Annotated in this window: 10 protein-coding genes; 6 read left to right on the forward strand and 4 right to left on the reverse strand. The window is 71.4% G+C overall.

Translation table 11 applies throughout. The annotated features are described in order from the left end of the window. Positions 1 to 116: 116 nt before the first annotated feature. Complete coding sequence (locus P3T29_RS00710) at positions 117 to 3,473, reverse strand: hypothetical protein (RefSeq protein WP_280714200.1); 3,357 nt, start codon at positions 3,471 to 3,473, stop codon at positions 117 to 119. 107 nt (positions 3,474 to 3,580) lie between these two features. Here P3T29_RS00710 and P3T29_RS00715 point away from each other — a divergent pair, with 107 nt between their 5' ends. Further along, positions 3,581 to 4,090, forward strand: a complete 510-nt coding sequence (locus tag P3T29_RS00715) for a tyrosine protein phosphatase (protein WP_280714201.1) — start codon at positions 3,581 to 3,583, stop codon at positions 4,088 to 4,090. Between the two features lie 54 nt (positions 4,091 to 4,144). Here the strand turns inward: P3T29_RS00715 and P3T29_RS00720 are convergent, their stop codons facing one another. Continuing rightward, positions 4,145 to 4,891 (reverse strand): FCD domain-containing protein, encoded by a 747-nt coding sequence (locus P3T29_RS00720; RefSeq protein WP_280714202.1) that lies wholly within the window; start codon positions 4,889 to 4,891, stop codon positions 4,145 to 4,147. A gap of 219 nt (positions 4,892 to 5,110) precedes the next feature. On the opposite strand from P3T29_RS00720, the gene P3T29_RS00725 reads away from it, so the two are divergent. Genes P3T29_RS00725 through P3T29_RS00745 form a run of 5 tightly spaced genes read left to right on the forward strand, consistent with a single transcriptional unit; the run spans position 5,111 to position 10,844 of the window. Continuing rightward, positions 5,111 to 6,637, forward strand: coding sequence for an amino acid permease (locus P3T29_RS00725; RefSeq protein WP_280714203.1), 1,527 nt, complete (start codon positions 5,111 to 5,113; stop codon positions 6,635 to 6,637). Then, the gene (locus P3T29_RS00730) at positions 6,634 to 7,992 is read left to right on the forward strand and encodes a glutamine synthetase family protein (RefSeq protein WP_280714204.1); all 1,359 of its coding nucleotides are present in this window, start codon (positions 6,634 to 6,636) and stop codon (positions 7,990 to 7,992) included. The genes P3T29_RS00725 and P3T29_RS00730 overlap by 4 nt, the downstream gene beginning before the upstream one ends. Next, entirely contained in the window at positions 7,989 to 8,702 is a 714-nt protein-coding gene (locus P3T29_RS00735; RefSeq protein WP_280714205.1) for a gamma-glutamyl-gamma-aminobutyrate hydrolase family protein, read from the forward strand. Before P3T29_RS00730 ends, P3T29_RS00735 begins: the two co-directional genes overlap by 4 nt. Further along, complete coding sequence (locus P3T29_RS00740) at positions 8,699 to 10,072, forward strand: aldehyde dehydrogenase family protein (protein ID WP_280714206.1); 1,374 nt, start codon at positions 8,699 to 8,701, stop codon at positions 10,070 to 10,072. The genes P3T29_RS00735 and P3T29_RS00740 overlap by 4 nt, the downstream gene beginning before the upstream one ends. Before the next feature lie 4 nt (positions 10,073 to 10,076). Continuing rightward, entirely contained in the window at positions 10,077 to 10,844 is a 768-nt protein-coding gene (locus tag P3T29_RS00745) for a 3-oxoacyl-ACP reductase (protein WP_280714207.1), read from the forward strand. Positions 10,845 to 10,958: 114 nt separating this feature from the next. On the opposite strand, the gene thrS is transcribed toward P3T29_RS00745, so the two are convergent. Both thrS and P3T29_RS00755 read right to left on the reverse strand, forming a co-directional pair. After that, entirely contained in the window at positions 10,959 to 12,197 is a 1,239-nt protein-coding gene (gene thrS / locus P3T29_RS00750; RefSeq protein WP_280714208.1) for a threonine--tRNA ligase, read from the reverse strand. Between the two features lie 144 nt (positions 12,198 to 12,341). Next, positions 12,342 to 14,480, reverse strand: coding sequence for an MMPL family transporter (locus P3T29_RS00755; protein ID WP_280714209.1), 2,139 nt, complete (start codon positions 14,478 to 14,480; stop codon positions 12,342 to 12,344). Positions 14,481 to 14,486 lie beyond the last annotated feature (6 nt).

Genomic DNA, 14,486 nt, shown 5'->3' on the forward strand with positions numbered 1-14,486 from the left:
AGCGGCCACTGAGACCCGGTCCACGGTCGTCTGCGTCACGGGCGGTTCGGGACCGGCCTTCTGACCGTCCTGGGCCCACCCTGCCGGTGGACCCAGGACGGTCTTCCCGGACCGGCCTACTCGCCCTCGGTCGTCACCGCCAGTGCGGCGTCCCGGACGTCCGCCGCCGGGTGGCGACGCAGCGAGCGCAGGGCCGTCCGCCACTGCTCGGGCCAGCCGAGGCGGGGGCCGATCGCCGCGACCAGGGCGGTGGCGAGCAGCCCGGCTGCCGGTCCGCCCTCGGTGGCGAGCCGTTCGGCTGCCGCGAGGACGCTCTCCGGGGTGAGCGGGAGCCGTCCGTGGGTGTGGTCCGACCGCAGGCGGCCGGCGGTCGCGGAGGCCAGGGCCGGACGCCCCGAGTGCGCGGCGGCCAAGGCGGACAGCTGCGCGTCGAGGTCGGCCGGGTCGGCGTCGAGATCGACGGTACGGCGGAGCAGGTCGATCCGGGTCGGTGTCAGTGACGGTTCGTCGGCCAGCAGCGCGGCCGCCGCTGTGAGCACCGGCCGGGCCCGGCGATCGGGCCGTACCGAGAGCAGTTCGACGAGCCGCTGCCGGGCCGGCAGGTCCCGGTCGGCCAGCGCTTCGTACTCCCCGGCCCGTACGGCCGCGAGCAGCCCGGTGACGGCCGTGTGCAGCAGGCTGCCCGGGTCCGCGCCGCCCAGCGGGTGCGCCGCGCCGGAGGTGGCGAGCGTCCCGAGGGTGCGGGCGGCGGACCGCCAGGTCGTACGGTTGCCGAGGTCGGTGATGCTCCGGGTGATCACCTCGAGGGCCTCGGGGGCGTACGCCGCCCAGCGGGGCAGCACTTGCAGGCCCACGTCGGCGACCTCGCGGTCGGCGGCCCCGCAGACCTGGGCCACCAGGTGGGCGTAGCGCGGGCGGTGGGCTTCGGTGAGCTCCCATGGGTTGGTCCGCAGCAGTGCGTGCAAGGACTGCGGCGCCCCGTGAGCGGCGTCGGCGAGCAGTGTCCAGACCTGCTCCGAGCCCAGCAGCGTGGCCGAGAAGACGACTGCCGCCGCCTGCACGTCCAGGTGCTGGCCCGGTGCGTGGTAGGCGGCCACCAGCTGTTCGGCGGCCTGGCCGAGCGGCAGGTACTGGGCCGCCAGCCGGACGGCCTCCTTGCGGCTGGTCACCTTCACGCCCTGCGTGGCGGTCAGCAACTCTCCTACCATTACGGCGAGTTCGGAGGGCGAGGCGAAGCGCGCGGCGCGCGAGGCCGCGTAGACGGCCACCCGCGCCCGGTCGCCCCCGACGTGCGCGAGCAGGGTCGGCAGCTCCTCGGCCGGGTACTCCGTCCAGACCAGCGCGCCCAGCGCGGCCTCCGCGAGGACCACCTCCGGCGAGTCGGCGTAGCGCAGCGCGAGCACCCGGCCGTGCACCGGGAGGAACGCCGCCGCCCGGAGGGCTGCCGCCCGCGCATAGAGGGTCTGGGACTCGTCGGCGACTGCGGCGGCGACCAGCCGGGCGGCGGCCTCCTGCTGGCGGGGCAGCCAGCGGTGCGCGTCCCGGAAGGAGGGCAGCGGCAGGCGGGTGCCCTTCTTCAGGAACCTTCCGTACGGCGGCTGTTCGGCGATCAGCCGGTCCAGCAGATCCGTCCGGCGGGACGTCAGTACCTGCTGGACGCATGGCAGTACCACTGCGGACGGCTCGCGTTCGAGCAGCTCCGCCACCCGTGCGCCCCGGGTGGACGGCTCGTCCAGCCAGAGCTGGGCGGCGGTGCGGAGCGCGTCGTTCTTGCCGCGCTTGATGGCGTCCCAGAGCAGCTGTTGCAGGGCGGGCATCCGGCGGGCGCGGTCGCCGAGGGACCGGGTGAGCGAGAAGAGCAGCTCGTAGTCCCGGGTCTTGGCGGCGGCGGCCAGCCAGGGGCTGAGTGCTTCGAGCACCTGGTCCTCCTGGCCGCGCCGGAGGGTGCGGTGCAGCTGGCCGAGATCGGCCCCGCCGGTGTAGCCAGTGATCCGCTCGAGGGCGTGCAACGCCCAAGCCAGGAGGGTTGGTTCGCCGTCCGCCGCGTTCTCTCGCAGTAGGGCGACGGCGAGCCGGCGCAGTGCCTGCCTGGTCCGGTGGGAGCTGTCGCGGGCCTCCAGCGCGTCCGTCAGGATGCGGTCGAGCAGCGGGGTGCTCTCTGCGGTGAACAGGACCGGTGGCAGTTGGGCGAGCGCCTCCAGGGCGGCGGAGCGCACCGGGTCCTGCTCGTTGCGCAACTTGACTGCCAGATCCAGCACTTGGAGCACTACTGTCGGGTCGCCGGAGCGGCCGGCGTTGGCGACCAGCAGCGGCCAGGCGCGGGCCCGGTCGCCCGCCTCGGGGCGGCGGATCGCGGTGAGCAGCTCCGGCTGCGCCTCGGCCGCCGGGAGGTGGGCCAGCGAGGTCAGGACGGTGTGCCGGTCGGCGCCGGCGGCGGTGTGGCGCCGGACGTCCGCCCGGGCCCGGGCCCAGCGGAACTCGCGTGGCAGCAGGTCGAGTTCGCTGAACCGGTCGGTGTTCAGCCCCTCGCTCGCCGCTTCGAAGAAGGCGGCTCGGCGGCTCGGCGGCAGGACCCTCAACAGGACGGCGAAGTGCGCGGGGTGGCCGAAATAGTGCCGGCCCAGCGCCACCAGCGACGGCGGGTCGGCTGCCACCAGCCGACGCAGCATCGACCGCGTCGGCAGCGGCAGGTAGGTCTGCTCGCCGTGCTCCGGGTTGATCATCCACCGGACGGCACGCTCGGCGTCGGCCGTGATGAGCTCGCCGAGCAGGCGGTGCAAGGGGCCGATCAGCTGCGGCGAGCAGTACCGTTCCAGCAGGCCGAGGACCCGTTCGGGGTGCGCCGGGGCGGCTGCGGCAACGCCGTCCGCGCGCTGCTGCCACCACATCGCGCGCTGCTGACGCGGCCGTTCGGCGAGTTCCCGCTCGGCGAGGTCCAGCAGTACTTCGGGATGGCAACGGCCGAGCGGAGTCCAGGAGTTGACGGCATAGCCGAGCTCCGGCAGCAGCCGGGCCACGAACTCCGGCGAGCAGGCGGGGAGCAGCCGCACGGCCTCGCCGTCACCCCAGTTCGCACGCAGGGTGATGACCAACCGCTCGGCCAGCGCGGTGCGGTGGCTGGCGGTCACCATCCTGGTGAGCTGCCGGCGGACGACGGCGGAGGCGTCCTCGTACGCGGCCTCGATCGCCGAGTCCGGTACGGGCAGGGTCCGCGCCGCCCGCAGCGCGTAGCCCCGCACCACCTGGTCCCGGTCGGCCAGCCGCTCCGCCAGGTAGTCCGTCTGCCGCCCCATCAGCGCGGCGAGCGCCGCGAGCCGCCTCTCGTACAGGCCGCGCCCGTCCAGCTCCGCCAGGACGGCGGGCAGGTCCCCGGTGTGGGCGAGCGATCGCACGGCCTTGGCCAGCTGCTGCTGGCGGGCCGGGTGGGGGAGCGGATCGAGGGACTCGAGCAGTTGATCGACAGTACGGGACATGGCGTAGATTCTGCCCGGACCGGACTCAGCGGCCCACTGATATATCGCGTGGGCCGCCCAGTGCCTGTGGCCCTCATGCACTCACCCCGACCGAAAGCGCTGGTGCCATGCGACCCGCCCTCTTCACCATCGACCGTCCGGGCCCGGGGCAGTTGAGCACCATGGCCAGACCGCGTGGCGGCGACTGGCTCGCGGACGAGATGACCGCTCTGCACGAGCACGGCGTGGACGTCCTGGTCTGCGCCCTGACCGGGCCGGAACTCCATGAGCTCGCGCTCACGGAGGAACCCCGGGCGGCTGCGGCGGCCGGGCTGCGGTTCGTCGCGATACCCATCCCCGACCGCACCGTCCCCGACACCGCCACGATCCTGCCCGCCCTGCGCGGGCTCGCCGCAGAGTTGGGTGCGGGCGCACACATCGTCACCCACTGCCGGGCGGGCATCGGACGCTCCTCGCTCCTCGCTGCCGCGCTGCTAATCCTGAACGGCACCGACCCCGACACCGCCTGGAGCGGGATCGAACGCGCGCGCGGCCTTGCCGTCCCGGACACCGGCGAGCAGCGGCAGTGGGCGTTCGACTTCCGTGACACGCTCGAATCCGGTTCAGCCCCGGAGTAGCCGCTCGAAGCACCAGGAGTCGTCCGGCCGACGAAACGAGCCGGCCCGCGCAGGTCAGCCGAGGAAGCCGCGCAACAGGGCGGCGGTCGCCTCCAGGTGCTCCTCGGTGGACCGGCGGGCGTTGTCGATGTCGCCCTTGAGGATCGCCTCCGCCATCGCCCGGTGCTGTTCGCAGGCGTGGGCGATGTTGCGTTCCAGCATGGGGATTGCGTTGAGCAGGTCGTTGAGCCGCATCCGGCTCTCCGCGACGCCGGCGGCCAGCGAGTGGGAGCCGGTCAGTTCGGCGATCGCCAGGTGGAAGCGGGAGTCGAGCTGGCGGTACGCGTCAGGGGCGGCGTCCTCCACGTCGGTGAGGCGTTCCAGCAGGTACTCGCGCTGCTCGGTGGTGAGCGTGCGTCTGGCGGCCTGTTCGGCCGCGCCGGTCTCCAGGACCATCCGGAAGGTGAGCGCGTCCTCCAGCTCGGTGCCCATGTCCTGGACGGCGCGCCGGAGTTCGCCGAGGTCGGGCGGGGGGAGGCGGTAGGTGACGAAGGTGCCGCCGTAGCGTCCCCGGCGCGACTCGACGCACCCGGCCTGCTGGAGTGAGCGGATCGCGTCGCGCAGGGTCTCCCGGCTGACGTTCAGCCGGGCGGCGAGTTCGCGTTCGGCGGGCAGGCGGTCGCCGTACCCGAAGACGCCGAGCTTGACCGCCTCCAGGATCCGTTCGACCGTCTCCTCGAACGCGTTGCCCGTCCGGACGGGGCGGAAGATCGCGCCGCCCTGCCAGTCCATCCGTGTGTCGCGCTCGCCTGCTTGGTCCACCAGGGAATCGTACCGAGGTGCGGTTCGCTTTGGCGGGGCCCGAAGAGGCTCTTGACGTGGGGGGCGCCGGGGGTGAAACATACGCGCTACGTCAATGGTCTGCTTTCGGGCCATTGATCGACCACAGTGCTGTGGGCGCACGTTTCGGATTCCCCCACCGAACCCCCAGGGGTGCGCATGTCGCCTGAACCTTCACCCGTCGACCATTCCGGCACAGCGATGTTGTCGGCAGACACCTCCTCTGTTACATCTGACGAACAACGTCTGCGCGAGCTCGGCTACACCCAGGAGCTCGCCCGCTCCATGTCGGGCTTCTCCAACTTCGCGCTCTCCTTCTCGGTCGTCTCGATCCTCTCCGGCTGTCTCACCCTCTACGGCTTCGGCATGGTCACCGGCGGTCCCGCCGTGATCATCTGGGGCTGGCCGGTGGTCGGCCTGATGACGCTCTGCGTCGCCCTCGCGATGGCCGAGATCTGCTCCAGCTACCCGACCGCAGGCGGGTTGTACTACTGGGCCGCCAAGCTCGCGCCCTCACGTGGGCCGGCCTGGAGCTGGTTCACCGGTTACTTCAACTTCATGGGCCAGGTGGCCGTCACCGCCGGGGTGGACTTCGGCGCCGCGATCTTCACCAATGCCTTCCTCGAACTGCAGTGGGGATTCGCCGCCACCCCCGGGCACACGGTGGCGATCTTCGCCGTGATCCTGCTCGCCCACGGGTTGCTCAACACCCAGGGCGTACGGCTGGTGGCGATTCTCAACAACGTCAGCGTCTGGTGGCACATGGCCGGCGTCGCGATCATCGTCGGCGCGCTCGCCATCGTGCCCTCGCACCACGCCTCGGTGTCCTTCGTCTTCACCAAGTTCGTGAACGAGACGGGCTTCCACAGCTCCTTCTACGTCGCCATGTTGGGCCTGCTGCTCGCCCAGTACACGCTGACCGGCTACGACGCCTCCGCCCACATGACGGAGGAGACCCACGACGCCGCCCGCTCCGGCCCCAAGGGCATCGTCAACTCCGTGCTGGTCTCGCTGGTCGCAGGCTGGATACTGCTGCTCGGCATCACCTTCGCGATCCAGAACTACGACGGCGCGGTCAACAGCACCACCGGGGTCCCGCCCGCCCAGATCTTCCTGGACGCCGTCGGGTCGACCGGTGCCAAGCTGCTCCTACTGATCGTGATCGGCGCCCAGTTCTTCTGCGGCATGGCCTCCGTCACCGCCAACTCCCGTATGATCTACGCCTTCTCGCGGGACGGCGCGCTCCCCGGCTCGCGGTTCTGGCACCGGATCAACCCGCGCACCCAGACCCCCACCAGCGCCGTCTGGCTCGCCACCGGCGGCGCCTTCCTGCTCGGCGCCCAGGACCTCTGGAACGCGACCGCCTACGCCGCCGTCACCTCCGTCTCGGTGATCGGCCTCTACATCGCCTACGTCATCCCAGTGTTCCTGAGACTCCGTCAGGGTGACGCCTTCCAGCTCGGGCCGTGGAATCTCGGCCGCTGGAGCCGACCCATCGGTATCGTGGCGGTGGTCTGGACCGTCGTGATCACCGTGCTGTTCATGCTCCCCACCCTCAACCCCATCACCGCAGCCAACTTCAACTACACACCCGTCGCCGTCGCGGCCGTCCTCGGCTTCGCCGGAGTGTGGTGGCTGGTCTCGGCCCGGCACTGGTTCACCGGGCCCAAGGTCCAGGGCCCGCCGGAGCAACTGGCCGACCAGCCGAGCGAACTGGAGACCCGATGAGCAGTCCCCGCCTCACCCTGGAACGCCTGCACAACCTCGTCGCCGACGGGTCGGTGGACACCGTCGTGCTCGCCATGACCGACATGCAGGGCCGCCTTCAGGGCAAGCGCATCGCCGCCGAGTTCTTCCTCTCCGACGTCGTCCCGAACGCGGCCGAGGGCTGCGGTTACCTGCTCGCCGTCGACATCGACATGAACACCGTTGACGGGTACGAGAGTTCGTCCTGGGAGACCGGCTACGGCGACTTCGTCTTCACCCCCGACCTGACCACGCTGCGCAGGATCCCCTGGCACCCCGCCACCGTGATGGTCCAGTGCGACGTGAACAACCACGACGGTACCCCCGTCACGGTCTCGCCCCGGCAGATCCTGCGCCGGCAGCTGGAGCGCCTCGCCGCGTACGGGTGGCACGCCTACGCGGGCACCGAGCTGGAGTTCATCGTCTTCCGCGACACCTACGAGCAGGCGTGGAACAAGGACTACAACAAGCTCACCCCCGTGAACCAGTACAACGTCGACTACTCCATCCTCGGGACGTCCAGGGTCGAACCGCTGCTGCGCCGCCTGCGCAACGAGATGGCCGGCGCCGGGCTCACCGTCGAGTCGGCGAAGGGTGAGTGCAACCTCGGGCAGCACGAGATCGCCTTCAAGTACGGCCCGGCACTGGTCACTTGTGACGACCACTCGGTCTACAAGACCGGCGCCAAGGAGATCGCCGCGCAGGAGGGCGTCAGCCTGACCTTCATGGCGAAGTTCAACGAGCGCGAGGGCAACTCCTGTCACATCCACCTGAGTCTGCGGGACGACGACGGCGCTTCGGTGATGGCGGGCGACGGGCCGCACGGCTTCTCGAAGGTGATGGAGCACTTCCTGGCCGGGCAGCTCGTCTGCCTCGCCGACTTCTCGCTGCTGCTCGCGCCGACCGTCAACTCCTACAAGCGGTACGTCCCCGGCAGCTTCGCGCCCACCGCCATCGCCTGGGGACGCGACAACCGTACCTGCGCCCTGCGGGTGGTCGGCCACGGGCCCTCGCTGCGCTTCGAGAACCGGGTGCCCGGCGGCGACGTCAACCCCTACCTCGCGGTGGCTGCCCTGATCGCCGCCGGTCTGCACGGGGTCGAGCAACAGCTCGAATTGGAACCGGAGTTCACCGGGAACGCGTACGCCTCGGACGCCCGCCGGGTACCCGCCGCGCTGCGGGACGCCATCGACGCGTTCGAGCACAGCGAGGTGGCGGCCCAGGCCTTCGGCAAGGATGTCGTCAAGCACTACACCCACGCGGGCCGGGTCGAACTCGCCGCCTTCGACGCGGCGGTGACCGACTGGGAGCGGCGCCGCGGATTCGAGCGGCTGTGACGGTACGTCCGCTGGTGGGGATCACCAGCTACCTCGAGGAGGCCGCCTGGGGCGTCTGGCGCCAGCCCGCCGCCCTCCTCCCGCAGAGCTACCTGAACGCCGTCAGCAGGTCCGGGGCCACCCCGGTGCTGCTGCCGCCGCAGACCGGTGACACCGGCCGACTGCTCGACCGGCTCGACGGGTTGGTCATCGCGGGCGGCTCCGACATCGACCCCGCCCGGTACGGCGCACCGGCGCACCCGCTCACCGACCTGCCGCACGAGCTGCGCGACGCCTGGGAGTTCGATCTCCTGCGCGGCGCGCTGGACCGGGACCTGCCACTGCTCGGCGTCTGCCGGGGCATGCAGCTGCTCAACGTCGCGCTCGGCGGCGACCTGGTGCAGCACCTGCCCGACCAGGTCGGCGGCGAGGATCACAAGATCGCGCCCGGCACCTACAACCGCCAGCCGGTGCTGATCAGCCCGGGCAGCAGACTCGGCGGGATCATGGGCCGCTCCGCCAAGGTCCCGTGCTACCACCACCAGGCGATCGGCCGGCTCGGCAGCGGGCTGCGCGCGACCGCATGGAGCGCGGACGAGTCGGTCGAGGCTGTCGAACTGCCCGACCACAGCTTCGCGTTGGGCGTGCAATGGCACCCGGAGGCCGACCCGACCGACGCCCGACTGTTCGACGCTTTCGTCCTCGCCACCCGTAAGGAGACCAAGCAATGACCAGCCCGGAGCCCGACCTCTTCGACGTGGTCAACCCGGCCACCGAGGAGGTGATCGAGACGGTGGCGATGGCTGGCCTCGCCGAGACCGACGCCGCCGTCGCCCGCGCCAAGGCGGCCTTCGACGGCTGGCGCCGGGTGGCGCCCGCCGATCGCGCCCGCCTGCTGCGGGCCTTCGCCGCTGCCGTGGACGCCGACCGAGAGCACCTGGCGCAGCTCGAAGTCGCCAACGCGGGGCACACGGTGGGCAACGCGCGCTGGGAGGCGGGCAACGCCCGCGACGTCATCGAGTACTACGCGGCGGCGCCGGAACGCCTCTTCGGACGGCAGATCCCGGTTGCCGGGGGCCTGGACATCACGTTCCAGGAACCGCTGGGCGTGATCGGCATCATCGTCCCCTGGAACTTCCCGATGCCGATCGCCGCCTGGGGCTCGGCCCCCGCGCTGGCGGCGGGCAACACGGTGATCCTCAAGCCCGCCGAGCTGACCCCGCTGACCGCGCTGCGGCTGGCCGAACTCGCCCTGCAGGCCGGGATTCCCGAGGGAGTGTTCCAGGTGCTGCCGGGTCGCGGTCCGGTGGTCGGACAGCGCTTCGTCACCCACCCGGACGTGCGGAAGGTGGTGTTCACCGGTTCGTCCCGGGTCGGCAAGGGTGTCGCCGCCGGGTGCGCGGACCAGGTCAAGCCCGTCACCCTCGAACTCGGCGGCAAGAGCGCCAACATCGTCTTCGCCGATGCCGATCTCGCCAAGGCCGCCGCCACCGCGCCCTACGCGGTCTTCGACAACGCGGGCCAGGACTGCTGCGCGCGGTCCCGGATCCTGGTGCAGCAGACGGTGTTCGACGAGTTCATGGGCCTGCTGGAGACGGCCGTCCTCGGCGTCAAGGTCGGCGACCCCCGGGACGAGAAGACCGAGATGGGCCCGCTGATCTCGGCCGCCCAGCGCGAACGGGTCGCGTCGTACGTCCCCGAGACGGTCGCCGTCCGGGGCTCGATGCCGGAGGGCAAGGGCTTCTGGTTCCCGCCGACGGTGCTCGCGCCGGTCGACCAGTCCTCGCCTGCCTTTACCGAGGAGATCTTCGGGCCCGTGGTCGCCGTCGTCCCCTTCCGGGACGAGGAGGACGCGCTGCGGATCGCCAACTCCACCGAGTACGGCCTCTCCGGCTCGATCTGGACCCGCGACCTGGGCCGGGCGATCCGGGTGGCGCGCGGGGTGGAGGCGGGCAACCTGTCCGTCAACTCGCACTCGTCCGTACGTTATTCGACCCCGTTCGGCGGCTACAAGCAGTCCGGCCTCGGCCGCGAACTCGGGCCGGACGCGCTCAACGCTTTCACCGAGACCAAGAACGTCTTCATCTCAACCGAGGAGTAGCACCATGACGAACCGTCTCGACGGCCGGGTGGCCGTCATCACCGGCGCCGGCAGCGGCATCGGGCTCGCCACCGCCCGCCGGTTCGCCGCCGAGGGAGCGAAGGTGGTCTGCGTCGACCTGGACGCGGTGTCCGGCAAGGCGGCGGCCGATGAGGTCGGCGGCCTGTTCATCCAGGCGGACGTCACCGACGAGGACGCCGTCCGCGCGATGTACGAGACCACCGTGGCCGAATTCGGACACCTGGACATCGCGTTCAACAACGCGGGCATCTCGCCAGCCAACGACGACTCGATCCTGAAGACCGGCCTGGAGGCGTGGAAGCACGTCCAGGAGGTCAACCTGACCAGCGTCTACCTCTGCTGCAAGTACGCCATCCCGCACATGCAGCGGCAGGGTAAGGGCTCGATCATCAACACGGCCTCCTTCGTCGCGGTGATGGGCGCGGCGACCTCGCAGATCTCCTACAGCGCCTCCAAGGGCGGCGTGTTGGCGATGTCGCGCGAGCTGGGCGTGGAGTTCGCCCGCCAGGGCATCCGGGTCAACGCGCTCTGCCCCGGCCCGGTCAACACCCCCCTCCTCCAGGAGCTCTTCGCCAAGGACCCGGAGCGCGCGGCCCGCCGCCTGATCCACATCCCGCTCGGCCGCTTCGCCGAGCCCGAGGAGATCGCCGCCGCGGTCGCCTTCCTGGCGAGCGACGATTCCTCGTTCATGACCGCCAACACCTTCCTGGTCGACGGCGGCATCTCCGGCGCGTACGTCACCCCGGAGTAATCGGCGAACCTTACGCAACTGGGTAACCCATGGGGGCGCGGGGAACTGCGCGAGCGACGCACGACGTACGTGCACGGTTGCGCGCGCAGTTCCTCGCGCCCTGTTCTGGTTGCTCTAGCTCCACAGATTCGGGCTGAGCGCAGCGGTGAGAGCCCCGATCCGCGCCAGCGCGTCCGCGACGGGCAGCGCCTCCGGGCGGCGCCCGTCGCGCAGCCGCAGCGCGACGGCGCCCGAGGCGACTTCGCGGGGGCCGACGACGGCCTGGTACGGCACCAGCCGGGCCGCGCGGATCCGGGCCCCGAGGGTGCCGTGCTCGGGGCCGGCGAGTTCGGCGCGCAGTCCCTGCTCGAGGCAGCGGTCCACCAGTGCTGCAGCTGCCGGGAGTTCGGCCTCGGAGACCGGCAGCGCGACCAGTTGGACGGGTGCGAGCCAGCCGGGGAACGCGCCGCCGTGCACCTCGATCAGGTGGGCGACGGCCCGTTCGACGCTGCCGATGATGCTGCGGTGGACCATCACCGGCCGGTGCTTCGCACCGTCCGCGCCGATGTAGTGCAGGTCGAACCGCTCGGGCTGGTGGAAGTCGATCTGGACGGTGGAGAGGGTGGACTCGCGGCCCGCGCCGTCGGCGATCTGTACGTCGATCTTCGGGCCGTAGAACGCCGCCTCCCCTTCCACCGCCTCGTACGGTACCCCCGACGCCTCGAGTACCTCGGTCAGCAGGGCACAGGACCGTTCCCACAGCGCGGGTTCGGCCACGTACTTCCCGCCGGGTCCGGGCAGCGAAAGCCGGTAGCGGACGGGCTTGATGCCGAGCGCGGCGTACGCGCGGCCGATCAGCTCCAGCGCGCCGAGCGCCTCTTCGGCGGCCTGCTCCGGGGTGCAGAAGATGTGCGCGTCGTTGAGCTGGATCGCCCGTACCCTGGTCAGGCCGCCCAGCACCCCGGACCGCTCGGAGCGGTACATTCCGCCCAACTCGGCCATCCGCAGCGGAAGTTCGCGGTAGCTGTGGGCCCGCGAGCGGTAGATCAGCGCGTGGTGCGGGCAGAGGCTGGGCCGCAGCACCAGCTGCTCGTTCTCGCCGAGGTCCATCGGCGGGAACATGTCCTCGCTGTAGTGCGACCAGTGCCCGGAGAGCTCGTACAGCTCGCGCTTGCCGAGCACCGGCGAGTACACGTGTCGGTAGCCGGCCCGGCGTTCGACGCCCAGGATGTACTGCTCGAGGGTGTGCCGCACGGCCGCGCCGGCGGGCAGCCAGTAGGGGAGGCCGGAGCCGATCAGCGGGTCGGTGTCGAACAGGTCCAGCTCGCGGCCGAGCTTGCGGTGGTCGTGCCTGGTGGCGGTCTCGTTGTGCATGGTGGTGGTCTCCTCGCGGGGGGTGGGGCGAGCGGGGACCACATGGCGAAGCCCCGGGGCACTCGCCCCGGGGCTTCGGACAACAGAACAGCTGTCAGCGCGCCGGGACACTCTCCGGCGTCGTCGTCACAACAGCTGCGCGCTTCATGTTCTCGAGGCTAGCAGGTGGTGCGGCGGCGGGGGATTCATTTCCCGGTCGCGCCGGGACAGCGCGCTCGGCCACCACATCCGGTGGTCGAGGTCGATGGTCAGCGCGGTGACCAGGACGGAGCGGACCACCAGGGTGTCCAGCAGGACGCCGAGCGCCACCGCGAAGCCGATCTCGGCGAAGCCGACCACCGGCAGCGTCCCGAGGACGCCGAAGGTGCTCGCCAGGATCAGCCCGGCGGAGGTGATCACGCCGCCGGTGGCCGCCAGCCCGGCGACCGCGCCCGCCCGGGTGCCCCGGTGCAGCGCCTCCTCGCGGACCCGGGTCATCAGGAAGATGTTGTAGTCGATGCCCAGCGCGACCAGGAAGACGAACACGAACAGCGGGAAGGCGTTGTCCTCCCCCTGGAAGTGGAAGACGTGCGCGAAGAAGAACGAGCTGATGCCGAGCGCCGCCGCGTAGCTGAGCACCACGGTCGTGATCAGCACCAGCGGGGCGGTCACCGCCCGCAGCAGCCCGGCCAGGATCAGCAGCACTACCACGAGCACCAGCGGGATGATCGCCCGGTTGTCGCTCGCGGAGGCCCGTCCGGCGTCCAGGATCACCGCCGTGCTGCCGCCGACCTTGGCGTCGGCGTTCGGCACGGCGTGCACGGCCGTCCGGACCCGGTCGACGGTGGCCTTGGCCCGGCTGCTGTCCGGTGGATCGGCCGGTGTCGCCTGGATGAACGCCTTGCCCGCCTGGATCACCGGGGGAGTCGTCCCGGCGATGCCCGGGGTGCTCTGGGCGGTCTGGCGGACGACGGCGGCGCTGTCGGCGGTGCTGATGATCGAGAGCGGGGCGCCGGTGCCGCCCGGGAAGTGCTGGTCGATCACCTGTTGGCCGACCACCGAGTCGGGCTTCCCGGTGAAACTCCCGGCTGTGCTCAGCCCGTTCGCGTTGAGCGAGAGCAGCCCGAGGCAGCAGGCGGTCAGCGCCAGGCCGGTACCGATCCAGACCTTTCGCGGACGGTGGGCGATCCAGGCCCCGACGTGCGCCCAGCGGCCGGTGGCGGTCGGCTCGGGCGTACCGTACGCGGGCCGGACGGGCCAGAACACCCACCGTCCGCAGATCACCAGCAGAGCGGGCAGCAGCGTCATCATCGCCAGCAGCGCGACCAGGACGCCGATCGCGCAGACCGGGCCCAGGCCCCTGGTCGAGTTCATCCGGGCGATCGTCAGGCAGAGCATCGAGGCGACCACCGTCGCCGAGCTGGCGCCGATCGCGGGGCCGGCCCGGTGCAGGGCGAACGCCATCGCCTCGTGCCGGTCCTCGTGGCGGCGCAGCTCCTCCCGGTAGCGGGCCGTCAGCAGCAGGGCGTAGTCCGTCCCGGCGCCGAGCACCAGCACGATCAGGATGCCCGCGCTCTGCGCGTTGACGGTGAGACCGGCGTGTTTGGCGAGCAGGTAGATGACGCCCTCGGCGACGGTCAGCGCGACTCCGGCGGAGAGCAGCGGCAGCAGCCAGAGCACCGGGCTGCGGTAGGTCAGGAGCAGCAGCACGATGACCACGCTGACGGTCGCGAACAGCAGGGTGCCGTCGATGCCCGCGAACGCAGCCGCCTGGTCGGCGCCGATCCCGGCGGGCCCGGTGACGTGGGTGGTCATGCCCTGGTCGTTGGCGGCGGCGGTGGCCCGCAGGCTGTCGACGGCTGGCCGTAGTTGGTTCCAGCCGCCGGAGCCGCTGATGTCGACCGGGATCACCGTCTGGAGCGCTTTGCCGTCGGCGGACTCCTGCGGGCCGATGGCCCGGCCGAGGACGTGCGGCGCGGTGGCGAAGGCCATCGCGTCCTGGGCGGCCTTGGCCCGGTCGGCGGCCGTGATCCCGTCCGTCCGCTGGTACACCACGACGGCCTGGGCCTGGTCGATGGGCTGGAACGCCCGTTGCTCGTTGAGTACTTGGGTCGACTCGGCGCTGCCGGGCAGCCAGCTGGACGCCTGGTTGTCCTCGGCGCCCATCAGTTTCCCGGCGAGTGGCCCGGCCGCCGCGATCAGGACGATCCAGAGCAGGAGGACCACCCATTTGCTGCGGTGACCGCAGGGCAGGGCGGCAAGTCGGCCGGAACGGGCGGTGGTCGGGGCTTGGCGGGTGTCCATCTCGTA

The organism is Kitasatospora sp. MAP5-34 (assembly GCF_029894335.1).
In the GTDB taxonomy this organism is placed as follows: domain Bacteria; phylum Actinomycetota; class Actinomycetes; order Streptomycetales; family Streptomycetaceae; genus Kitasatospora.